Source organism: Nocardioides zeicaulis (assembly GCF_042432345.1).
Classification (GTDB): Bacteria; Actinomycetota; Actinomycetes; order Propionibacteriales; family Nocardioidaceae; genus Nocardioides; species Nocardioides zeicaulis.
The window spans coordinates 978,091-999,870 of the sequence record NZ_JBHLXH010000001.1; the positions used below are offsets into that span (position 1 = coordinate 978,091).

General features: G+C 73.2%; 21 protein-coding genes. 5 read left to right on the forward strand and 16 right to left on the reverse strand.

The window, feature by feature from the left end; genetic code table 11:
* Positions 1-4 precede the first annotated feature (4 nt).
* The 8 genes from ACFFJG_RS04865 to ACFFJG_RS04900 form a co-directional block, all read right to left on the reverse strand.
* Positions 5-790, reverse strand: coding sequence for a M14 family zinc carboxypeptidase (locus ACFFJG_RS04865; RefSeq protein WP_378517472.1), 786 nt, complete (start codon positions 788-790; stop codon positions 5-7).
* Positions 787-1,209, reverse strand: a complete 423-nt coding sequence (locus tag ACFFJG_RS04870) for a hypothetical protein (protein ID WP_378517473.1) — start codon at positions 1,207-1,209, stop codon at positions 787-789. The genes ACFFJG_RS04865 and ACFFJG_RS04870 overlap by 4 nt, the downstream gene beginning before the upstream one ends.
* Positions 1,210-1,225: 16 nt before the next feature.
* Positions 1,226-1,510: a DivIVA domain-containing protein gene (locus tag ACFFJG_RS04875; RefSeq protein ID WP_378517474.1), complete on the reverse strand. Its 285-nt coding sequence runs from the start codon at positions 1,508-1,510 to the stop codon at positions 1,226-1,228.
* Positions 1,507-2,226 carry an LOG family protein gene (locus ACFFJG_RS04880; protein WP_378519452.1) on the reverse strand — a complete coding sequence of 240 codons (720 nt, stop codon included), beginning with the start codon at positions 2,224-2,226 and terminating at the stop codon, positions 1,507-1,509. Before ACFFJG_RS04880 ends, ACFFJG_RS04875 begins: the two co-directional genes overlap by 4 nt.
* Positions 2,227-2,264: 38 nt before the next feature.
* The gene (dapE, locus tag ACFFJG_RS04885; RefSeq protein ID WP_378517475.1) at positions 2,265-3,320 is read right to left on the reverse strand and encodes a succinyl-diaminopimelate desuccinylase; all 1,056 of its coding nucleotides are present in this window, start codon (positions 3,318-3,320) and stop codon (positions 2,265-2,267) included.
* Between the two features lie 22 nt (positions 3,321-3,342).
* On the reverse strand, positions 3,343-4,017 hold the full coding sequence (locus ACFFJG_RS04890; protein ID WP_378517476.1) for a VOC family protein: 675 nt from the start codon (positions 4,015-4,017) through the stop codon (positions 3,343-3,345).
* Complete coding sequence (gene ileS, locus ACFFJG_RS04895; RefSeq protein ID WP_378517477.1) at positions 4,014-7,226, reverse strand: isoleucine--tRNA ligase; 3,213 nt, start codon at positions 7,224-7,226, stop codon at positions 4,014-4,016. The genes ACFFJG_RS04890 and ileS overlap by 4 nt, the downstream gene beginning before the upstream one ends.
* A 451-nt stretch (positions 7,227-7,677) precedes the next feature.
* Positions 7,678-8,712: a hypothetical protein gene (locus ACFFJG_RS04900; RefSeq protein ID WP_378517478.1), complete on the reverse strand. Its 1,035-nt coding sequence runs from the start codon at positions 8,710-8,712 to the stop codon at positions 7,678-7,680.
* Positions 8,713-9,020: 308 nt separating this feature from the next.
* Here ACFFJG_RS04900 and ACFFJG_RS04905 point away from each other — a divergent pair, with 308 nt between their 5' ends.
* From ACFFJG_RS04905 to ACFFJG_RS04915, 3 genes are all read left to right on the forward strand, one after another.
* Positions 9,021-9,563, forward strand: coding sequence for a DinB family protein (locus ACFFJG_RS04905; RefSeq protein ID WP_378517479.1), 543 nt, complete (start codon positions 9,021-9,023; stop codon positions 9,561-9,563).
* Between the two features lie 82 nt (positions 9,564-9,645).
* Entirely contained in the window at positions 9,646-10,584 is a 939-nt protein-coding gene (gene dapD, locus ACFFJG_RS04910) for a 2,3,4,5-tetrahydropyridine-2,6-dicarboxylate N-succinyltransferase (RefSeq protein ID WP_378517480.1), read from the forward strand.
* A 55-nt stretch (positions 10,585-10,639) separates the two neighbouring features.
* Positions 10,640-11,599 carry a VldE C-terminal domain-containing protein gene (locus ACFFJG_RS04915; RefSeq protein ID WP_378517481.1) on the forward strand — a complete coding sequence of 320 codons (960 nt, stop codon included), beginning with the start codon at positions 10,640-10,642 and terminating at the stop codon, positions 11,597-11,599.
* A gap of 21 nt (positions 11,600-11,620) precedes the next feature.
* On the opposite strand, the gene ACFFJG_RS04920 is transcribed toward ACFFJG_RS04915, so the two are convergent.
* From ACFFJG_RS04920 to fdxA, 4 genes are all read right to left on the reverse strand, one after another.
* Positions 11,621-12,631 (reverse strand): TolB family protein, encoded by a 1,011-nt coding sequence (locus ACFFJG_RS04920; protein ID WP_378517482.1) that lies wholly within the window; start codon positions 12,629-12,631, stop codon positions 11,621-11,623.
* A gap of 144 nt (positions 12,632-12,775) precedes the next feature.
* A complete protein-coding gene (locus ACFFJG_RS04925; protein WP_378517483.1) occupies positions 12,776-13,657 on the reverse strand; it encodes an NAD(P)-dependent oxidoreductase in 882 nt (293 codons plus the stop codon).
* Between the two features lie 34 nt (positions 13,658-13,691).
* Positions 13,692-14,867: a succinyldiaminopimelate transaminase gene (gene dapC / locus ACFFJG_RS04930; RefSeq protein WP_378517484.1), complete on the reverse strand. Its 1,176-nt coding sequence runs from the start codon at positions 14,865-14,867 to the stop codon at positions 13,692-13,694.
* Entirely contained in the window at positions 14,864-15,190 is a 327-nt protein-coding gene (fdxA, locus tag ACFFJG_RS04935; protein ID WP_121138392.1) for a ferredoxin, read from the reverse strand. The genes dapC and fdxA overlap by 4 nt, the downstream gene beginning before the upstream one ends.
* A gap of 66 nt (positions 15,191-15,256) precedes the next feature.
* Here fdxA and ACFFJG_RS04940 point away from each other — a divergent pair, with 66 nt between their 5' ends.
* Complete coding sequence (locus tag ACFFJG_RS04940; protein ID WP_378517485.1) at positions 15,257-16,168, forward strand: GNAT family N-acetyltransferase; 912 nt, start codon at positions 15,257-15,259, stop codon at positions 16,166-16,168.
* On the opposite strand, the gene ACFFJG_RS04945 is transcribed toward ACFFJG_RS04940, so the two are convergent.
* Positions 16,155-17,108 (reverse strand): DUF389 domain-containing protein, encoded by a 954-nt coding sequence (locus ACFFJG_RS04945; RefSeq protein ID WP_378517486.1) that lies wholly within the window; start codon positions 17,106-17,108, stop codon positions 16,155-16,157. The genes ACFFJG_RS04940 and ACFFJG_RS04945 overlap by 14 nt on opposite strands.
* Before the next feature lie 242 nt (positions 17,109-17,350).
* On the opposite strand from ACFFJG_RS04945, the gene aspS reads away from it, so the two are divergent.
* On the forward strand, positions 17,351-18,667 hold the full coding sequence (aspS, locus tag ACFFJG_RS04950; protein ID WP_378517487.1) for an aspartate--tRNA(Asn) ligase: 1,317 nt from the start codon (positions 17,351-17,353) through the stop codon (positions 18,665-18,667).
* A gap of 63 nt (positions 18,668-18,730) precedes the next feature.
* Here aspS and ACFFJG_RS04955 read toward each other — a convergent pair whose 3' ends face one another.
* The 3 genes from ACFFJG_RS04955 to mshB are packed head-to-tail and all read right to left on the reverse strand — an operon-like array spanning position 18,731 to position 21,780.
* Positions 18,731-20,485 carry a VanW family protein gene (locus ACFFJG_RS04955; protein WP_378517488.1) on the reverse strand — a complete coding sequence of 585 codons (1,755 nt, stop codon included), beginning with the start codon at positions 20,483-20,485 and terminating at the stop codon, positions 18,731-18,733.
* A 48-nt stretch (positions 20,486-20,533) separates the two neighbouring features.
* On the reverse strand, positions 20,534-20,869 hold the full coding sequence (locus ACFFJG_RS04960) for a hypothetical protein (protein ID WP_378517489.1): 336 nt from the start codon (positions 20,867-20,869) through the stop codon (positions 20,534-20,536).
* Positions 20,870-20,877: 8 nt separating this feature from the next.
* On the reverse strand, positions 20,878-21,780 hold the full coding sequence (mshB, locus tag ACFFJG_RS04965; RefSeq protein WP_378517490.1) for an N-acetyl-1-D-myo-inositol-2-amino-2-deoxy-alpha-D-glucopyranoside deacetylase: 903 nt from the start codon (positions 21,778-21,780) through the stop codon (positions 20,878-20,880).

Below are 21,780 nucleotides of genomic sequence, written 5' to 3' on the forward strand. Positions count from 1 at the left end.
GGGCTCAGCCGTTCGTCCGGTGGGCGCCGAAGAGGTGGAGCAGCTGGCGCGGGGCCTCGGTCGCCATCCGCCGTCGCGAGGGGTGCGCGCCGTACTCGACGGTGAGGGCGGTGCCGCGGAAGTGGTGGTTGAACCACATCGTCATCGTCCCGTGGCACAGCCCGCCGCAGTCCAGCGTCGTGCGCGGCAGCCGCAGGGCGCGCGCCACGCGGCGGGCGAACCGCGGGTCCTTGGTGTCGGTGTCGACCCCGTCGAGCGGCTGGTGGAAGCTCAGCACCCGCACCGGGTCGACGTCGCGCAGGAATTTCATCACCGCGCGGGTCTCGGGCTCGCTGGCCGGCCCGGGGCCCGACTCGTAGGAGCCGTCGAGGTCGGCCCAGGCGTAGGGGAAGTTGCGGTTGAGGTCGACGCCGTGCGCGTTGCGCCGCGTGCCCGCGGCGAAGCCGTCGGGGTTGTAGGTCGGCACCACCCACAGGTCGACGCCGCGGATCGCGCGACCGTCGCGCAGTCCCTCCAGGATCGCCTTCGTGCTGCGCTCGTTGCCGTGCATCGTCGAGAACAGCACGACGCGGCGGCGGCCGGGCTCACCCAGCCGGAACGCGCGGATCGGGCGTCCACGCACGGACCGACCGAGGGTGCGGACCTCGACCACCGCGGGGCGGGCGGCCTCCCCGTGCGGCACGACGCGAGGTGCGCCGGGCGCTCCGGAACCGACGGCCGGGGGCACGGTCGTCACCGCGGCCACGAGCCCGGCGGCGAGCGCCGCACGTCGGAGGACCGAGGTCCTCACACGGCCGCCGTGAGGTAGGCGTAGGTGAAGACCAGGACGCCGACGACCATGCCGAGGTGGGCCAGCAGCGACAGCCCGGGACCGTCGCTCCAGCCGTCGCCCGCGGCGGCGGGCGCGTGCCGCCCCTTGGTCGGCAGCCAGCGCGACAGGATCAGGACGCCGCACAGGGCGGTGACCCACCAGGCCGCGACCGCGACGATCCCGAAGAGCGGCCCCCCGAGCAGGGAGTCCTCCGGCGCGACCAGGACGCCGATCCACAGCACGAGCGCGACGGTGCCCACCACGAAGTGGGCCAGCGGCACCCGCGGGTCGATGGACAGCCGGCCGGCGGCGCCCTCGCCACGCAGGCGGAGCCGGGTCAGCACGATCGCCACGGCGGCCAGGGCCGTGAGGATCCACACGACGATCGGGAACGACATGCCGCCGGAGTCTGCCCTAGGGGTGGTCGGGGTCGCCAGACGAGGTGCCCGGGGCGGGACGGTCCTCCATCTCGGTCGCCAGCCGGGCCAGCAGCGCGTCGACGTCGGACATCCGGTAGCCGCGCACCGCCAGCGGGAACCGCACGGCGCGCAGGTCGCCGGCCGCGAGGGGACGGTCGTCCGGGAGCGCGAGGTCGGGACGGTCGTCGTGGGCCGGGGGCATCGATCCGCCGCGGCCGGACGCCACGACGGCCACGCCGCCCATCACCAGCACGACCAGGATCGCGAACAGCCAGCTCATGAGGATGCCTCCCTCGCCGCGACCATCATCGCGACCGCCTCGTCGACGTCGTCGGTCACGACCATCATGTCGAGGTCGGCGGGGCTGACCTTGCCCTCGGCCAGCACGGTCCCGCGCAGCCAGTCCATCAGCCCGCCCCAGTAGGCCGTGCCGAGCAGCACGATCGGGAACGAGGTGACCTTGCGGGTCTGCACGAGCGTGAGCGCCTCGAAGAGCTCGTCGAAGGTGCCGAGGCCGCCGGGCAGCACCACGAAGCCCTGGGAGTACTTCACGAACATCGTCTTGCGGGCGAAGAAGTAGCGGAAGTTGATGCCCTTGTCGACCCACTGGTTGAGGCCCGACTCGAAGGGCAGCTCGATGCCGAGGCCCACGCTGACGCCCCCGGCCTCGCAGGCCCCCTTGTTGGCGGCCTCCATGGCACCGGGACCGCCGCCGGTGATGACCGCGAACCCGGCCTCGACGAGCCTGCGCCCGACGTCCTCGCCCATCGCGTAGTGGGGGTGGTCGGGCTGCGTGCGGGCCGAGCCGAAGACGGCGATCGCCGGCCCGAGCTCGGCGAGCGCACCGAAGCCCTCGACGAACTCGGCCTGGATCCGCATCACGCGCCACGTGTCGGAGTGCAGCCAGTCGGTGGGGCCGCGCGAGTCGAGCAGGCGCTCGTCGGTGGTGCTGCCGTCGCGGACCTGGCCGCGGCGCTCGACGACGGGGCCGCGCATCCGGTCGTGGGGCGGGTCGGCGGGCGGGTGCTGGTCGGTCACGACAGCCACTCCTTCAGGATCCGCTCGCAGCGCTCGACGTGCTCGACCGGCACGTGCTCGTCCTGCTTGTGGGCGAACATCGGGTCGCCGGGCCCGAAGTTGACCGCCGGGACGCCCAGCTTCGTGAACTGCGCGACGTCGGTCCAGCCGAACTTCGGCGCCGGTTCGCCGCCGACCGCGTCGACGAACGCCTTCGCCGCCGGGCGGTCCAGGCCCGGGAGCGCGCCCGCGGCCATGTCGGTCACGGTGACCTCGAAGCCGTCGAAGAACGCGCGGACGTAGGCCTCGGCGTCGGCCTCGCTGCGGTCGGGGGCGAAGCGGAAGTTGACCTCGACGACGCACTCGTCGGGCACCACGTTGCCGGCGACGCCCCCGCGGATCCCGGTGGCGTTGAGGCCCTCGTGGTAGGTCAGGCCGTCGATCTCCGGCTCGCGGGCGACGTAGTCGTTGAGCCGGGCCAGGACCGGCGCGGCCCGGTGGATGGCGTTGACGCCCTTCCAGCTGCGGGCGCTGTGGGCGCGCTCACCGGTCGTGCGGACGTCGACGCGCATGGTGCCCTGGCATCCCGCCTCGATGGCGGCGTTGCTGGGCTCCATGAGGATCGCGAAGTCGGCCTCGAGCAGGTCGGGGTCGCTCTCGGTGAGCTTGCGCAGGCCGTTGTGGACCGAGTCGACCTCCTCCGCCTCGTAGAAGATGAAGGTGAGGTCGCGGTTGGGCTCGGCGAGGTCGGCGGCGAGCTTGAGCATCACCGCGTCGCCGCCCTTCATGTCGCACGTGCCGAGGCCGTGCAGGACCCCGTCCTCCAGGCGTGAGGGCAGGTTGTCGTTGAGCGGCACGGTGTCGAGGTGCCCGGCGACGACGACGCGCTCGGCGCGTCCGAGGTCGGTGCGGGCGACCACCGTGTGGCCGCGCCGGGTGACGGTGAGGTGCGGCAGGGTCCGCAGCGCCTCCTCGACGGCGTCGGCGATCTCCTGCTCGTGGTGGCTGACCGAGAACGTGTCGACGAGCTGCCGGGTGAGGGTGACGACGTCGGCGGAGAGATCGAGCTGCATGGCTCCAGTCAACCAGTCCCGGTCAGTGACCCGCCGGGGGGAACACGCAGAACTCGTTGCCCTCGGGGTCGGCGAGCACGGTCCAGCGCCCGGTGTCCCACAGCCGCGTCGCGCCCGCGTCGAGCAGCGCCCCGACCTCGCCCTGCACGTCCCAGTGGACGGGGTTGGGGCCGACCTTCGGCTCGGGCACCGGCACGAAGTCCAGGGTGAGCACGTCGTCGGGCGTGACCCGCTCGAGGGTGTGCCAGTCGTGCCCCTCGTGGGTGGTCACGGGCACGCCGAGGACGTCGCCCCACCAGGCGGCCGTCGACGCCGGGTCGGCGCAGTCGACCACGATCCCGTGCAGGCGGTACGCCGGCAGCTCGTCGCGGACGAACGCGCAGAACTCACCGCCCTCGGGGTCGCGCATCACCGTCCAGCCGAACCCGCTCTCCTCCGCCGGGAGCACGACCGTCGCCCCCAGCGCCTCGAGGTCGGAGACCGCACGGGCGTAGACGTCGAGGTGCACGCGGCTCTTCGACTCCCGCGGGTGGGTGACGGGGTTGACCCACACCCGGTGGCCGGGCGTGGGCCCGTCGAGCGCGATCGGCGGCTCGCCGTCGCGGGGGGTCAGCCCGATCACCGTCGCCCAGAAGTCGGCCAGCCGGCGCGGCTCGCGCGCGTCGACGCACAGGTCCTGCCAGATGGCCAGGCTCATGCCCGCGCCACCTCGACCGTGAGCGCGTCGGCCTCTGCGTAGGCCACGCCCGTGGCGAGGGTCTCCTCGGCCAGCAGCGCCTCGTGGGTGCGGGCCGCCTCGATCGTCGCGGCGGGAGCCGACACGGTGAGCGTGATCCGGTCGCTGACCTGCAGCCCGGCGTCCTTGCGGGCCTGCTGGACCGCGCGGACCAGGTCGCGCGCCGTCCCCTCCGCCTCCAGCTCGGGCGTCACCGCCGTGTCGAGCACGACGAAGCCGCCGCGCGGGAGCACGCCGATGGCGGTGTCGGCGTCGGCCGAGCCCGCGACGGTCTCCAGGGCGTACTCCCCCTCGACGAGCGCGAGGCCGCCGGCGGTGACGGTCCCGTCGTCGGCGACCGACCAGTCGCCCGACTTCGAGCCCTTGATCGCGAGCTGCACGTCCTTGCCGAGCCGCGGGCCGGCGGCGCGGGCGTTGACGGTGAGCCTTTGGGAGACGCCGTACGCCGCCGCCTCGGGGGCGTCGGCCGACAGCAGCGCGACCTGCTTGAGGTTGAGCTCGTCGGCGACGAGCTGCTCGAAACCGGTGAGGTCGGCGTCGCTGACCACGGTGAGCTGCGAGAGCGGCAGCCGGTTGCGCAGGTTGGCGGCCTTGCGCAGCGCGGAGCCCGCCGAGCAGACGTCGCGGACGGTGTCCATCGAGGCCACCAGCGCCTCGTCGGCCGGGAGGTCGTCGGCGGCGGGCCAGTCGGTGAGGTGCACCGACCGCTCGCCGGTCAGGCCGCGCCAGACCTCCTCCGTGGTCAGCGGCAGCAGCGGCGCGGTCACGCGGCAAACGACTTCGAGCACCGTGTAGAGGGTGTCGAAGGCGTCGCCGTCCTCGTCCCAGAACCGCTCGCGCGAGCGCCGGATGTACCAGTTGGTCAGCACGTCGAGGAAGGTGCGCGTGGAGTCGCACGCGGCCGCCACCTCGTAGTTGTCGAGCTGGTCGGTCATCGTCGCGACGTGGTCGCGCAGCTTGGCCAGGATGTAGCGGTCCATCGGGTGCGCGCTGTCGGTGCGCCACGTCGCCTCGCGGCCCGATCCGCCGTCGGCGGCGTTGGCGTAGAGGGTGAAGAACGACCAGCTGTTCCACAGCGGGATGAGCACCTGGCGCACCGAGTCGCGGATGCCCTGCTCGGTGACGACGAGGTTGCCGCCGCGCAGGATCGGGCTCGACATGAGGAACCAGCGCATCGCGTCGGCGCCGTCGCGGTCGAAGACCTCGCGGACGTCGGGGTAGTTGCGCAGGCTCTTGGACATCTTCTGCCCGTCGTTGCCGAGCACGATGCCGTGGCTGACGCACGTGGAGAACGCCGGGCGGTCGAAGATCGCGCCGGCCAGGACGTGCATCGTGTAGAACCAGCCGCGGGTCTGGCCGATGTACTCGACGATGAAGTCGCCCGGGAAGTGGTCGTCGAACCAGTCCTTGTTCTCGAACGGGTAGTGCACCTGGGCGAACGACATCGACCCCGAGTCGAACCACACGTCGAGCACGTCGGTGACGCGGCGCATCGTGGACTTCCCGGTCGGGTCGTCGGGGTTCGGCCGGGTGAGCTCGTCGACGAACGGGCGGTGCAGGTCGGGGTTGCCGTCCTTGTCGCGCGGCAGCGTGCCGAAGTCGCGCTCGATCTCCTCGAAGGAGCCGTAGACGTCGATGCGGGGGTGGTGCTCGTCGTCGGACTTCCACACCGGCACCGGGCTGCCCCAGAAGCGGTTGCGGGTGATCGACCAGTCGCGGGCGTTCTCCAGCCACTTGCCGAACTGGCCGTCCTTGATGTGGTCGGGGACCCAGCGGATCTCCTGGTTGAGCGCGATCAGGCGCTCCTTGACCTTGGTCACCTCGACGAACCACGACGAGACGCCCTTGTAGATCAGCGGCTGCCGGCAGCGCCAGCAGTGCGGGTAGGAGTGGTCGTAGGTCTCGCGGCGCACCAGGACGGTGCCGGGCGAGACGCTGCCGGTGGGCCCGTCGCCGCGGGTGGCGGCCTTGAGGTGGTCGATGACGTGGAGGTTGGCGTCGAAGACCTGCATGCCCTCGTAGTCGGTGACCGGGAACGTGAACCGCCCGTCCTTGCCGACCGGCATGACCGCCTCGATGCCCTCGCGGTCGGTGACCACCTTGTCGTCCTCACCGAACGCGCCGGCGGTGTGGACCAGGCCGGTGCCGTCGGTGGTCGTGACGAACTCGGCGGGCACGAGGCGGAAGGCGCGCTCGTGGCCGGCGTAGTAGGAGAAGGGCGGCGTGTACTCCAGGCCGACGAGGTCGGCGCCGGTGCCGCGCCAGGTGACCTCGGGGCTCTCGCCCAGCTCGCGGGCGTACGACGCGAGCCGGGCCTCGGCGACGAGGTAGCGCTCCGGGGAGCCGGTCGGGCCGTCGGAGGTGACCACGACGTAGTCGATGTCCTCGCCGACCATCACCGCGAGGTTGGACGGCAGGGTCCACGGCGTCGTCGTCCAGACGAGCACCTTGACGCCCTCGAACGGGCCCTCGGTCGTGACGTCGTACCCGACGGTGACGGCCGGGTCCTGCCGCATCTGGTAGACGTCGTCGTCCATCCGCAGCTCGTGGTTGGACAGCGGCGTCTCGTCCTGCCAGCAGTAGGGCAGGACGCGGAAGCCCTCGTAGACCAGGCCCTTGTCGTGCAGCTGCTTGAAGGCCCAGATGACCGACTCCATGAACTCGGGGTTCATGGTGCGGTAGTCGTGGTCGAAGTCGACCCAGCGCGCCTGGCGGGTGACGTAGTCGCGCCACTCGCCGGTGTACTTGAGCACCGACTGGCGGCAGGCCTCGTTGAACTTCTCGATGCCGAGCTCGACGATCTCGTCGGTGGTCTTGATGCCGTTGAGGCGCATCGCCTCGAGCTCGGCGGGCAGGCCGTGGGTGTCCCAGCCGAAGCGGCGCTCGACACGCTTGCCGCGCATCGTCTGGTAGCGCGGGACGAGGTCCTTGACGTAGCCGGTGAGGAGGTGGCCGTAGTGCGGCAGGCCGTTGGCGAACGGCGGGCCGTCGTAGAAGACGAACTCGTTGGAGCCGTCTGCGCCGGCCTCGCGCTGCTCGACGCTCGCACGGAAGGTGTCGTCGGACTCCCAGTAGGCGAGCACGGCCTCCTCGATCTCCGGGAAGCGCGGGCTGCTGGCCACGGTGGTGGCGCCTTCGTGGGCGGTGTGGCTGACCTTCGGGTAGGTCATCGGGGGCTCCTCGCGGTGGCGTCGTACGTCTCGGGCTCTTCACCACGAGGACGATCTGCCGACCGCGGTACCACCTCGCTTGTCCGGCCTCACCGAGGTCGGACCGCTTCGTTGCGGCTGTGTCGGGCCTACCCGCCGGGTTCTACTGGGGCCGCGGCCGGATCGCCGTACCCGTTCTTCCCGAGGCTCGCCGCTGATGACGGCTCAGACGCCTTTGGCGATCGTACGGCCCCCCGCCCGGCGGCTGCCAATCGGTTTGCCCCCTTCCGTGCCGGCCCGGCCGGGGTAGTCCAGTGGCAGAACGCTGTCGGGTCGGGGTAGTCCAGTGGCAGAACGCTGCCGGGAGGGCGGCCGGACGACAGTTCGTCACTGGACTACCCCAGCGCGTGCAGCGGCGCGAGCCGGCGCGAGCGGCCCGCGACCCGCGACCCGCGACCGTTGTGCCTGCGTCTCAGGCGGCGCGGCGATACCGGAGGTAGCGCCGTCGCTGTCCCTCGGTGAGCGCGCGACGCCGTACGACGGTGTCCGTCGGCGTCCACCACCGAGGTGGGTCGAGCGTCCAGGCTCGTGCTCCCCGCCGGGCGGCGGCGCGGCGCGAGGCGGCGACGAGCCTCGACGCCAGTGCGTCCAGGTCACCCCAGTGGGGCGCCAGCACGCTGACCGGCTCGAGCCCGACGTCCCTGTAGGCGTCCTCCTTGACCGCGTCGCCGGAGGCGCCGACGAGGGAGAGGTGGGTGTCCCCGTGGTAGAGCCCGACCAGGCCCGAGAGCGGGTCGATGAGGTCGGGCGTGCCGACGTGGCGCCCGTCGAGGGTGAAGACCGGGACGTTGCAGCGGGGTCGCGGCAGACCCGCGCGACGGGTCCACACGCCGCGCAGCCGCGTCTCACGGGGCGACCACGAGTTCTCGTCCGCCTCGACGAGCGCGTCGCGGGCCTGCTGGATCCCGGTGACCGGGCCGAGCTGGGCGACGTACGCCGCGACCTCGGCGACCGAGACCAGGTCGGCGTAGCAGGCCATGTCGAGGGCCTCGACCGCGTCGCCGAGCCCGTCGGCGTACCTCATCTCGTAGGCCACCGACCGCACGGCACGCGTCATCGGCAGGCCGTCGACGACCTCGATCTCGCGTGGGTGCAGGAACTCCTGGCTCACCGAGCAGCCCGGTTGGGCGACGAGGTGCCGACGCGCTACGAGGGGTACGTCGCGCAGCGCGACGCCGTCGGCCGTCCCGTCGAACCACGAGGCGCCGGCCCAGTGGAGCGCTGCCCACCCGGTGACCGCCTCGTCCTCACCCAGCACGGCCGCGGCCTGGGCGATCCGTTGGTCGGCCGACAACTCCGTCGTGGCCGGGACGTAGAGGCCGTGGCTGGTGCTGCGCCAGCGGGGACCACGAGCCCCCGCTGGCGTCGGCCCGCCCGTCCCACTCCTGTCGATCGGCCGGGGCACCACGAGGCCGGGACGCGTCGTGGACCAGCGGACGGTGGGCATGTGGAGAGCATTCCCGTCACGGTGACGGCGTATCGGTCGTCCACAGGGCAGTTCGCCGTCCGGCCCCGCCGGGGTAGTCCAGTGGCAGAACGTCCTACCGGAGGCCACTCGGCAGCGTTGTGCCACTGGACTACCCCTCGATGCCCGCCCGCCGGGGTAGTCCAGTGGCAAGACGTCGTACCGGAGGCCACTCGGCAGCGTTGTGCCACTGGACTACCCCGACGGGGCAGCGTTTCGCCACTGGACTACCCCGCGAGGGGAGGGAAAGCGGTTGCGAGGGGGAAGGACGGGCCGGTTGGGTGGACGCCATGAGCTTCGACGGGATGTGGCTGCCGGCTGGGGAGGATCCGCGGGAGGCGGGGACGGGACCGACGCGGGGCGAGCGGGAGTGCCTGGTGGGCTACCTCGAGCACTACCGCACGACGCTGGCGCTCAAGTGCGACGGGCTGTCGGCCGAGCAGCTGGCCACGAAGGCGGTGCCGCCGTCGAACATCTCGCTGCTCGGCCTGGTGCGCCACATGGCGCGCGTCGAGCACAGCTGGTTCCGGAGGGTCATCGAGGAGCGGATGGAGATCCCGCGCCTGTTCCGCGGTGACGACGAGGACGCGGGGTTCACCTTCCCCGACGCCGACGACGACCTGGTCCGTGCGTCGTACGAGGTGTGGGAGCAGGAGGTGGCCCACGCCCGGGAGGTGCTCGACCGCACCGACCTGGACAAGGTCGTCCCCACGGTCGACGGCGAGGAGATCGAGGTGCGCGACGTCGTCGTGCACATGATCGAGGAGTACGCCCGCCACTGCGGGCACGCGGACCTGGTCCGAGAGGTCGTCGACGGGCGCACCGGCCAGTAGCGGCCGGTGACGGCCAATAGTGGCCGATAGCGGCCCGTGCCGCGATGCCCTCGCCGTGGGGCGTCTTCCGTAGGCTTGAGGGGTGACTGCTGCCTCCGGCTACGGCCTGCTGACCCTGCACGGCGACACCGTCCTCGACGCGTGGTTCCCCTCCCCCGTCCTCGGCGCGACCGAGGGCGGACCGTCCGAGGAGCTCGCGCACCTCGACGGCGGCGAGGACGACCTGCGCGGCACGACCCGCGTCGTGCGCCTCGTCGAGATCGACGACCTCGACGCCGCCCCGGCGAGCACCGAGGACGTCTGGCTGCGGCTGCACCTGCTCTCCCACCGCCTGGTCAAGCCGCACGGCGTGAACCTCGACGGCATCTTCGGCCTGCTGGCCAACGTCGTGTGGACCTCCGCAGGACCGTGCGCGGTCGAGGGGTTCGAGCAGGTGCGCGCCAAGCTGCGCACCGTCGTGCCGGGCCACGTCGTCCAGGTCTTCGGGGTCGACAAGTTCCCCCGGATGACCGACTACGTCCTGCCCACCGGCGTCCGGATCGCCGACGCCGACCGGGTCCGCCTTGGTGCCCACCTCGCCGAGGGCACGACCGTCATGCACGAGGGCTTCGTGAACTTCAACGCCGGCACGCTCGGCGCCTCCATGGTCGAGGGTCGGATCTCGGCCGGCGTCGTGGTCGGCGACGGGTCCGACGTCGGGGGCGGGTCCTCGATCATGGGCACGCTGTCGGGCGGCGGCAAGGAGACCATCTCCATCGGCGAGCGGTGCCTGCTCGGGGCCAACTCGGGCATCGGCATCTCGCTCGGCGACGACTGCGTCGTGGAGGCCGGCTGCTACGTCACTGCCGGCACCAAGGTGAGCGTGACCGACCTCGACGGCAAGCCGCAGGTGGTCAAGGCCGCGACGCTCTCGGGCGCCGACAACGTGCTGTTCCGCCGCAACTCCGTGACGGGCGCCGTCGAGGCCGTGCCGTGGAAGGGCGACGGCATCGCGCTCAACGCCGCGCTGCACGCCAACTGACCCCCACGATCCGACCCCGACCCCGACCCTGACCCCGACCCCGCGAGCCACGACCATGCCCTCCCTGCGCACGACCGCCGTCGCCGGTGTCGTCGTGCTCGGGGCGGCCGCGGCGGCCGTCGTGGTGGTCGACCGCACCGACCTGCCGCTGGTCGGCACGACCGGGTGCACGGCCGAGGTCGGCGGCACGACCGTGGACCTCGACGTCGAGCAGGCGGAGAACGCCTCCCTCATCGCCGCCGTCTCGATCCGGCGCGGGCTGCCGGCCCGCGCGGCCAGCATCGCCCTCGCCACCGCCTACCAGGAGTCCAAGCTCCGCAACATCGACTACGGCGACCGCGACTCCGTCGGCCTGTTCCAGCAGCGCCCGTCGCAGGGGTGGGGCACGGTCGCGCAGCTGACCGACCCGGTCTTCGCCACCAACGCCTTCTACGACGCGCTGCAGAAGGTCGAGGGCTACGAGACGATGGAGATCACCGTCGCGGCCCAGGAGGTGCAGCGCTCGGCGTTCCCCTCCGCGTACGCCGACCACGAGGAGGACGGCCGCGCCCTCGCCTCGGCGCTGACCGGGAACTCACCGCGCGCCTTCTCGTGCGAGGTGCCCGACGACGTGGAGGAGGCCGGCGACGTCCTCGACGACAGCGGACTGGTGGCCAGGGCGGTGGCGGTGCGCGCCGACATCGAGGAGCGCTTCGGGCCGCAGTCGCTCGGTGGCTTCGAGCCGGGCGGTGTCTCGAGCGGGCACATGGCCGGCTCGGCGCACTACGAGGGCCGCGCGATCGACATCTTCTACCGGCCGATCAACGCCGACAACCGCAAGCGCGGCTGGGCCATGGCGAGCTACCTGGTCGCGAACGCCCAGCGGCTCGCGATCCGCACCGTCATCTTCGACGGCCGGATCTGGCAGGCGGGCTCGGACGAGGGCTGGAGGAAGTACCGGGTGCCGTCGTCCTCGAGCGGCGACCGGGCCATCCTCCTGCACCGCGACCACGTGCACGTCGACGTCTTCGACTGAGGCCACCGATCGGAGCGGCGCTCAGCGCGGGAGCACCTGCCAGTCGGGCTGCGAGCCGACCGCGAGCACGTTGCGGCCGTAGCCGTCGGCGCGGGCGCGGACCACCACCGGCGTGCCGTCGCGCGTGGTCGACAGCGCCAGGAACGCCCCGGACGGCGACGGCGCGCCGCCCGTGTCACCGTCGAGCGAGCGGAAGCCGGGGTAGACGATGTGGAGCGGGGCGTCGACGTCCTCGCCGTACTGGCCGGTGTCCTTGAGCGTGTAGCCGAACTGGCTGTCGGGACCCCAGAACAGGTCGCTCCACTCGCGGTAGCCGCAGCAGTCGGCACCGGAGGCGTCGTACTGGCGCAGCTCCTGCGTGGCCACGTAGTAGTGGTCGAGGCGGTCGTCGAAGTAGCAGTCGGAGCGGTTGACCACCGCGATCCGGCCGTCGGGCGACCAGGAGAGGTAGCGGGTGACCGGCACGGGGTCGCGGCTGCCCGTGTCGCCCTCGTCGCAGAACCCGCCGGTGCGGTAGCTGAGGGCGTGCTCGGGAGGCCCGTAGGGGGCGCGGGAGCCGATCGTCACCAGCTGGCCGAGCGAGTCGGCGTACGCCAGCCGCTCGCCGCCCGGTGCCCACGTCGCGCCGTCGCTGGTGACGTCGCCAGTGGTGGTGACTGCCCGCTTGCGGGAGCCGCCCGAGGCCATCACCCAGATGTCGCGCCGGCCGTCCGCCTCGTGGAGGTAGGCGATGCGGCGCCCGTCGGGCGACCACTGGGGGTGGGAGTTCGTGCCGGACGAGGTCAGCTTGCGCACGTCGCCGCCCCAGCGCGACATCGACCAGACCTGCCCGTCGCGGACGAAGGCGATCCGACCGTCGAGCGCGCGGGCGCGCGCAGCCACCGGGCGCGCGTGCGCGGGCGCGGCTGCCACGGCAGGGCTGGAGGCGGCGCCTGCGGGCGTCGGCGCCGCGGACAGCGCGGACAGGCCCGCGGCGAACGCGGCGGCGAGCGTGGTCAGGACGCGCCTGGGCTTCGGCGTGCGGTGGTTCATGCGGGCTCCGTCCCGACGGCGTGCTGGTCGCCCCACGCTAGGAACGCACGGCACCGGGGCGCATCCCCCGGAGTGGGTAACCGGGTCCGCCGAGGGCCCGCACGGCGCTGGCGACCGGTACGGCCGACCAGGCCCGACGAGCCGTCAGAACGCGGTGCGGACCGCCGCCATGTCGTCGCCGCCGTGGCCGTCGTCGCTGGCGTCCTCGAACAGCTCGAGCACCGTCGACAGCAGCCGGTCGTCGACCGAGGAGGCCCGCGCCGCGTCGCGGATCAGCCCGAGGTCCTTGACGACCCCGTCGACCGCGAACGACGGGGCGTAGTCGCCCGACATCATCGCGCCGCCCTTGACGTGGGCGTAGGGCGCGTCGACCGCGCCGCCCTCGATCGCCTCGAGGAACAGCCGCGGGTCGAGTCCGAGGCCCTCGGTCAGGGCCACCGACTGCCCGAGGGCGGCGGTGAGCGAGGCGACCCAGGCGTTGCAGGCCAGCTTGAGCCGGGAGCCCGCGCCGAGGTCGGTGCCGGCCCGCACGACCCGGGCGCCGATGGCGTCGGTGACCGGACGTGCCGCCTCGAGGGCGGCGTCGTCACCCGCGGCGAGCACGACGAGCGCGCCCTGCTCGGCCGGGGCCTTGGTGCCGAGGACGGGCGCGTCGAGCAGCAGCCAGCCCCGCTCGTGGGCGAGCGAGGCGACCCGCTGCGTGCCGTCGATGCCGATCGTGGCGCACTGCACCCACACGCAGCCGGCCGGCAGGTCGACCCCGCCCATCACGTCGAGCACCGAGTAGGTGTCGTAGAGGATGGTGACGACGGCCTCCGCGCCGGCGACGGCCTCGGCGGGGTCGGTGGCGACCCGCGCTCCGTCGGCGGCGAGCGGCTCCGCGCGCTCGGCGGTGCGGTTCCACACCGTGACCTCGTGGCCCGCCCGCAGCAGCGAGCGGGCCATGCCCGCGCCCATCGTCCCGGTGCCCATCACCGTCACCCGCATCGTCCGCACCTCCGCGCTCGTCGACTGGTCCGCGACCACTCTGCCGGGTGCACCCCAGCCCGGACGAGCGGGGTCAGCCGGCGAGGCGCCCGACGGCCGCGGCGACGCGCTCGTCGGTGGCGGTGAACGCCACCCGCACGTGGTGCCGGCCCGCGGCGCCGTAGAAGTCGCCGGGTGCGGCGAGGATGCCCCGCTCGGCCAGCCACGCGACGGTGGACCAGCAGTCCTCGCCGGTTCCGTGGACCCCGTCGGGCCGACGCTGCGCCCAGAGGTAGAGCGAGGCCTCGGAGTGGTCGATGCGGAAGCCGGCCGCCTCGAGCGCGGCCTTGAGGGCCGCGCGGCGGGCGGCGTAGCGGGCGTGCTGCTCCTCGACGTGGGTGTCGTCGTCGAGCGCGGCGACCATCGCCCGCTGCTGCGGACCGGGCATCTGGAGCCCGAGGTTCTTGCGGACCGCGAGGAGCTCCCCGACGAGCGCGGGGTCGCCGGCCAGGAAGGCGCAGCGGTAGCCCGCGAGGTTGGAGCGCTTGGACAGCGAGTGGACCGCGAGCAGCCCGTCGAGGGACCCGCCGTTGACCTGCGGGTCGAGGACCGACAGCGGCCGCTCCCCCTCCCACGCGCACTCGATGTAGCACTCGTCGGAGACCAGCACGGTGCCGCGCTCGCGGCACCAGTCGACGACCTTGCGCAGGTGGTCGAGCGGCAGCACCCGCCCGCTCGGGTTGGCCGGGCTGTTGAGCCACAGCAGCCGCGGCGTGCGCGGGCCGAACGCGGTGAGCGAGTCGGTGGCGAGGCTGTCGGCGCCCGCGAGCGCCGCACCCACCTCGTAGGTCGGGTAGGCCAGGGCGGGGTAGCCCACGAGGTCGCCGGGTCCGATCCCGAGGTGGAGCGCCATCGAGGCGATGAGCTCCTTGGAGCCGGTGACGGGCAGCACGCCGTCGAGGCCGAGCCCGCTCACGCCGTGGCGCCGCGCGAGCCAGTCGATCGCCGCCTGCCGGGTGGCCTCCAGACCGATGGTCGTCGGGTAGCCCGGGGAGTCGGCCGCGGCCCGCAACGCACCCTGCACGACCTCGGGGGTCGGGTCGACGGGGGTGCCGACCGACAGGTCGACGATGCCGTCGGGGTGCGCGCGGGCCGTGGCGGCGTGCGCGGTGAGCTTGTCCCAGGGGAAGTCCGGGAGTCGCTGCGAGACCTTCCGGTGGTCTCGTGAGGGTCGCTGCGCGACCTCCTCGACCAGCGGAAGGTCACTCACTCGTCGTGCTCCTGCGGGGGCAGGGCGGCGACGAGGGCGTGGTCGGCGTCGATGACGCCCATCTTCGCGGCGCCACCGGGCGAGCCGAGGTCGTCGAAGAAGTGGACGTTGGCGTCGTAGAAGCCCTTCCACTCCTCGGGGGTGTCGTCCTCGTAGAAGATGGCCTCGACCGGGCAGACCGGCTCGCAGGCACCGCAGTCGACGCACTCGTCGGGGTGGATGTAGAGCATCCGCTTGCCCTCGTAGATGCAGTCGACGGGGCACTCGTCGACGCACGCGCGGTCCTTGAGGTCGACGCACGGCTGGGCGATGACGTAGGTCACCAGGTCCTCCTGAAGACGGATGGGCACGGATCGGTTCCGAGGTGGCGCCACTCTAGTATCCGAGCCGTGGACGACACGCCGGAGCCCCAGCCCGTGGGCAGGCACGCCCTCGGTCCGCACGTGGTCGGGCAGCGCGTCGTGGTCCGCCACCTGCTCCCCGACGGGCGCGCGAGCGACGTCCTCGGCACCTGCACCGCCTGGGACGCCGACGCGATGACGATCGACCGTGACGGCCACGGCCCGGTGCGGGTGGCGCTGGCCGACGTGGTCACCGGCAAGCCGGTGCCGCCGCGGGCGGCGGTGCGCGCGCGGGTGACCGCCTCGGAGGTCGAGCGCCACGTCGAGGCGCTGTGGTCCCAGGTCACGACCGAGCCGCTCGGCACCTGGACGCTGCGGGCCTCCCCGCCGCACGGCGGCCGGCTCCGGCGCCGCGGCAACTCGGTGCTCGCGATGGAGGACCCCGGCATCGGCTGGGCCGACGCCGCGTGGCGGGTCCGGGAGTTCTACGCTGCGCTCGACCAGGCGGCCCTCGCCCAGGTCCGCCTCGGCGGCGAGGAGGAGCAGCGGCTGGCCTCCGTCGGCTTCGCGCCGACCGGATCGGGCGACGCCCACGCCCAGCTCGCGCCCGTCGCGCAGCTCGCCCGGGCGACCCGCGGGCTCGACGTCGGCCTGCCGTCGCGCTGGGAGGAGTCGCCGTCGGACGCCACCGTGGTCCTCGGCGAGGGCCTGGCCCGCGGGCGGGGCGTGCTGTCCGGCGACTGGCTGCTCGTGGAGGGCCTGGAGGTCGACGAGGCCGAGCGGCGCCGCGGCCTGGCGACGTACGTCCTGGCCGAGCTCGTCGACTGGGGCGCCTCGAAGGGCGCGCGGACGGCGCTGCTGCACGTCGAGGTGGCCAACGACGGCGCCCTCGCGCTCTACGAGCGGCTGGGGTTCCGCACCCACCACACCAACCGCTACCTGGAGCTCACGAGCGGCTGAACAGGTGCTGCGAGGCCCGCAGCACCCGGTCCCACAACAGCCGCTGGAGGACGAGGACGACCACGCCGGCGATGACCATGCCGGCGATGTTGACGCCCAGCTGGGCGACCGAGCCGCGCATCTCCGACGGCGCCCAGGTGCCGATCGCGAGCGCCAGGTTGCCGGCGGCCGGCACGGTCGTGACCGAGATGAAGACCCCGACCATGGCGTTGGCGCGGGCGGTCGTCATGGCCAGCACCCCAGCCGCCCCGGCGATGAGCGCGACGATGAACGACCACCGGTCGGGATGCCAGATGAAGCCGGTCTGCGGCCGCGGGCGGGTGACCATGTCGGCGCTCACCAGGCCGGTGAGCGAGGCCACCAGGGCGAGCACCGTCACCAGCGCGATCGCGAGGGCGAAGCTCAGCACCAGCAGCCGGAGCGCGCGCCACGTCAGTCCGGGCCGGCCGAACACCAGGCCCGTCGCGATCGCCGCGACCGTGCCGAACTCCGGGCCCACCACCATCGCGCCGATCACCAGCACCGACGAGTCGGTGATCACCGCGATCGCGGCCAGCAGCGTGGCGAGGGCGAGGAAGACGTGGAACGAGACGGTCGGCCGGCTCGCGGACCAGCACTCGTCGATCACCGACTCCCAGATCACCGCGTCCTCCGGGTCACCCGGCGCGGTGCGCTCGAGGCGACGGGCGGCCGCGAACGGCGTCGCGGTCGGCGTCGTGACCACGATGCCGCCGACGTCGGGCAGGCCGAGCGCCCGGAGCCGGTCGAGCACCTCGCCCGCCAGCTCGCGGGCCACGTCGCACTCCACGAGGTCGCCCGCGGGCGAGCGCGAGGCCCCGACGAGCACGGTCAGGTTGGCCGAGCGGTGCTCGTCCTCCAGGAGCGCGACGACCTCGGCGCTCAGCTCCGTGGGGACGGTCAGGCGCAGGTGCACGAGCATGCGCGGAGCCTAGGGGGCCGATACCCGGTTGCCGCGGCGGCGAGGCGTGGCGCACGATGGCGCCCGACGAGCGTGGGGCCTGACGAACCCCCTGCGCCCCGGTCCGCCGGAGCGCAGAGCCGCGCCCGTCCGCGCGTCCGGCGTCACCGACGAGAGGCCGGTGGACCACCGGCGAAGGTGTGGTGGCACCGCGATCTGGCCCCCGCCCACACCTCCAGGGCTCCACCCACCTGGAGGACGACATGAGAACGCTCTGCCACGACCTGCCCGCCGCGACGCCCGGGACGGAGGTCGTCCTGGAGGGCTGGGTCCACCGCCGGCGTGAGCTGGCCCGGGTCACCTTCCTCGTCCTGCGCGACCGGAGCGGGCTGGCGCAGGTGGTGCTGCCCGCGGGACGTTCCGTCCCGCCGGAGGAGACGACCGTGCGGGTCACCGGCACCGCCACCGCCACCGCGCAGGCACCCGGTGGCGTCGAGGTCACGGCGGCCACGGTGGAGGCGCTGACTGACGACGCCCTCACCCCGCCCGCCGAGCTGTGGCGCCCGACGCTCGACGTGTCGCTGCCCACCCTGCTCGACCACGCGCCCGTGCTGTGGCGCCACCCGGCGCAGCGCGCCCACTGGGAGCTGGCGGCCGCGTCGCTGCGCGGCTTCCGCGGCACCCTCGACGGCCTCGGCTTCACCGAGATCGCGACGCCGAAGCTCGTCGGCACGGCAACCGAGTCGGGCTCGACGGTCTTCGAGGTCGACTACTTCGGCCGCCCGGCCTACCTCGCCCAGAGCCCGCAGCTCTACAAGCAGCAGATGGTCGGCGTCCTCGAGCGCGTCTACGAGGTGGGCCCGGTGTTCCGCGCCGAGCCGCACGACACGGTCCGGCACCTCGCAGAGTACCGCTCGCTCGACGTCGAGCTGGGCTTCGTGCGCGACCACCGCGACGTGCTGGCGGTGCTGCGCGAGGTGCTCGCCGGGATGGTGGCTGCGGTCGCCGAGCGGGAGGACGCCGTCGTACGCGCCGGGGCACGGCTGCCGGTCGTGCCCGACGAGGTGCCGGTCGTCCACTTCGCCGACGCCCTCGCGCTGGCCGGGGCGCCGGACGACGAGCCCGACCTCGCCCCCGAGCACGAGCGGGCGCTCGGCGCGTGGGCGCTCGCCGAGCACGGCAGCGACTTCGTCGCCGTCGAGGGCTACCCGATGGCGAAGCGGCCGTTCTACACGCACCCATGGACCGGGGCTGGCCTCGAGGCTCGCTCCGCTCGCACCTCGACCACCGAGGGCGGGGACGAGCGGTGGTCCAACAGCTTCGACCTGCTCTTCCGCGGCCTCGAGCTGGTCACCGGCGGGCAGCGCCTGCACCGCGCGGCCGACTACGAGGCGGCGCTGCTCGCGCGCGGCGAGGACCCGGCCACGCACGCGGCGTACCTCCAGGCGTTCCGCCACGGCATGCCGCCGCACGGCGGGTTCGCGATCGGGCTCGAGCGCTGGGTCGGACGGCTCGTGGAGGCGGCGAACATCCGTGAGGTGACGCCGTTCCCGCGCGACCTCCACCGGCTGGCGCCGTAGGCCCCGCCACGGACTCCCACGGCCTGCCGCGGACTCCCGACCGATTCCGGCGCCGCCGGCGGCCTAGCCGTCGGTGGCGTCGGGGTTGGTGCAGATGACGGTGTCGCTGGGGATGTAGGTCGTGCTGAAGGTCTCGGGGTCGCGCTGCTCGGTGTTGGCGCCGACGGGCTCGAAGTAGCGCACGACGTCGATGTCGAAGCCGCCGTAGCCGGTGTTGGGGTGGCACTTCAGGGTGTCGATGCGCCGCGTCTTCGGCTGGGTGAGGTTGTGCCGCTCGCCGGTCGTGGTGGTGATGTCCCAGTACTTCGTGGACCACATGCTCACCGTCGCGACCCCCGACGAGCTCGGCGTCGACGGCGTCACGTCAGCCTGGATCAGCACGCCGTAGGGGGTGTCGTTGCGGAAGCGCAGGTCGACCGCGCCCCACGCGACGGTGGCCTCGCGGCCGACGGGGTAGCGGTCGATGTAGAACGAGTGCGGCTTGTGCTCGACGTCCTCGAGGCCGGCGAAGAACATCGCGTTGAACGTCGTGGTCGCCATCTGCGAGACGCCGCCGCCGAGGTCCTGCACGAGGATGCCGTCGTTGATGATGTAGCCCTCGGTGAACCCGTTCTCCTCCGTGCGCTCACCGACGGTGTCGTTGAGCGAGAAGGTCTCCCCCGGCTCGAGCAGGGTGCCGTTGATCAGCTCGGCGGCCCGGCCGATGTTGACGTTGCGGTACTCCGCGTAGGGGAAGTACGTCGTGAAGCTCGAGACCTGCTCCTTGACCTGCAGCGCCCGGGCCTCCTTCGTCGTGAACTCCGGTTGCGCGACCTGGGCGTCGAGGGTCAGGGTGCGCTGACCCTGCGGCTGCGCGACGACGTCGAGGAAGCCCGCCTCGAGCTGCGCCTGGTCGAAGGTCACACCCGGCTTGGCGGGGATGACGCGGGGGCGGCCGTCGACGAGCTGGACGGTGGCGTCGACCGGCGCGCCGGTGGTCACCTTGCCGGCGACGGCCTCCGACAGCCTCGCCGCGTCGAGGGTCGGCACCAGCTCGCCGTCGGTCGGCACGAGGCTGAGCGCCGCGGTGTAGTCGGCCGGGAACACCTTCACCGTCGAGCCCTCGAAGTCGATGCTCACCGGCGCCGCGACAGCCGGCGAGGCGAACGTGTCGAGCGCCTCCTGCACGTCGGAGTCGTCGATCGCGGGAACCACGTCGGTGGTCTCGAGGGCGACCGTGGCGGGGTCGTCGGCCAGGAACACGGCCTTCAGCGACGCCAGGGTGTCGCTCGGGTCGAGCGCGCGCCCGGTGACCGCCGGCGTGGTGCTGATCTCCTCGCCGTCGAAGGCCACCGCGCCGTCCTTCGCCTCGGCGCCGTGCTGCTGGTCGAGGGTGGCGAGGTAGGCGTTGTAGGCGGCGTCGTCGACCGTCACCTCGGCGTCGAACGCGTCGCCGCCGGTGAAGTAGTTCCACAGCCGGACCGGGTCCCAGCTCTCCTCGCCGCCGGCCGAGGCGACGGACTCCTCGTAGTCGACGCCGAGGCCGGCGGCGGCCGCGTCCACCGGCACGGGCTCGCCGTCGACGGTGGTGTCGATGGGGCGGGCCACCTTGTCGGCGAGCCCCGCCCGGAGCCGCTCCGCCGCCTCGCCCTGGGGGTGCCCGCCGATCGGCACGCCGGCCACGGTCGTGCCGCGCGGCACGCGGTCGCCGGCGACGTAGTGGGCGGCGACGTACGCCCCTCCGAAGAGCACCACCAGGCCCAGCAGCAGCCACCCGACGACGGACGCGCCCGCCTTGTCACGGGGCTGGTCGGCGGGTCGCTCAGGCTTCTTCGACACGCGGGGATTCTAGGTCGGCCGAGCGCGAAGTCCGCGATCCGCGGCGCGTCAGCCCGGCGGCTCCGGACCGGTCCTCGGGCCCGAGGCGACGGTGAGGAGCGCAGCCACCAGCAGCACCCCGGAGCCGGTGAGGAACGACCAGCCGAGGGCGTCGGAGGCGATCAGGAACCCGCCCGAGGGAAGCGACAGCGACCCCCGCAGCACCGGCACCCACCACCCGAGCGCGAACGCGAGCCGTACGCTCCCCGGCGGCAGCCACGCCAGCACGACCAGCCCCGTGGCCAGGGCCAGTCCCAGGCCCCACCACTCGCGGTGGAGCACCGTGCCGGCGGCGCCGGAGACCCCTCCGACGAGCAGGGCGAGGAGGACGTGCAGCGCCCTCACCGACGGCCTCACAGACCGGCGAAGAGGTCCTCCTCGAACCCGTCGTCACCGGCCTTGCCGGGGGTGCCCTTGACCAGGCGGTAGTACTCGTCGGACCAGGCGGAGTGCCCGCTCTCGGCGCCGGAGAAGAAGTGCCCGTCCTGCTCGACCTGGGTGGCGTGCTTGCGGAGGGCCGCCATCTTGCGCTCCACGGTCGCGGAGCCGTCCACGCGCGCGCTGATCAGCTCGTCGGGGGTCACGAACGGCGGCAGCTTGCCGTCGGGCTCCATGCCCTTGAACGTCTCGGTGTCGCCCGAGGCGCGCAGCTCGCGCAGGCTCTCCCGCATCCGCGACTCGCTCATCGCGGTCCAGTAGATCTTGGCGACGTCGTGCGGCTCGCCGAGCTCGAGCTTGTAGGACGGCACGGCGGCCAGCTGCGCGGCGTACATCGCGACGCGGTGGGCCTGGATGTGGTCGGGGTGGCCGTAGTTGCCGAACTCGTCGTAGGTGACCAGCACCTGCGGGCGGACCTCGCGGATCACCTCGACGAGCTCGTCGGCGGCCTCGTTGAGGTCGGCGGTCCAGAACGCGTTGTCGGGGATCTCCTCGGCCGGGATCGCGTGACCGTCGGCGTGCCAGGCCATGCCGGAGTCGTGGAAGCGGCCGAAGCCGCCGAGGAAGCGGTGGTCGGTGACGCCGAGGACCGCCATCGCCTCGTCGAGCTCGCCCCGGCGGTGCTCGCCCAGGCCGCCGTCGTTCTCGTAGGCGAGGTACGACAGCTCGGGCACGAGGACCTCGCCCATCTCGCCGGCCGTGCAGGTCACGAGCGTGACGCCGACGCCCTCGTCGACGTAGCGCGCCATCGTGGCGCCGGTGCCGATGCACTCGTCGTCGGGGTGGGCGTGGACGAGCAGGATGTGGCGGTCGGTCAT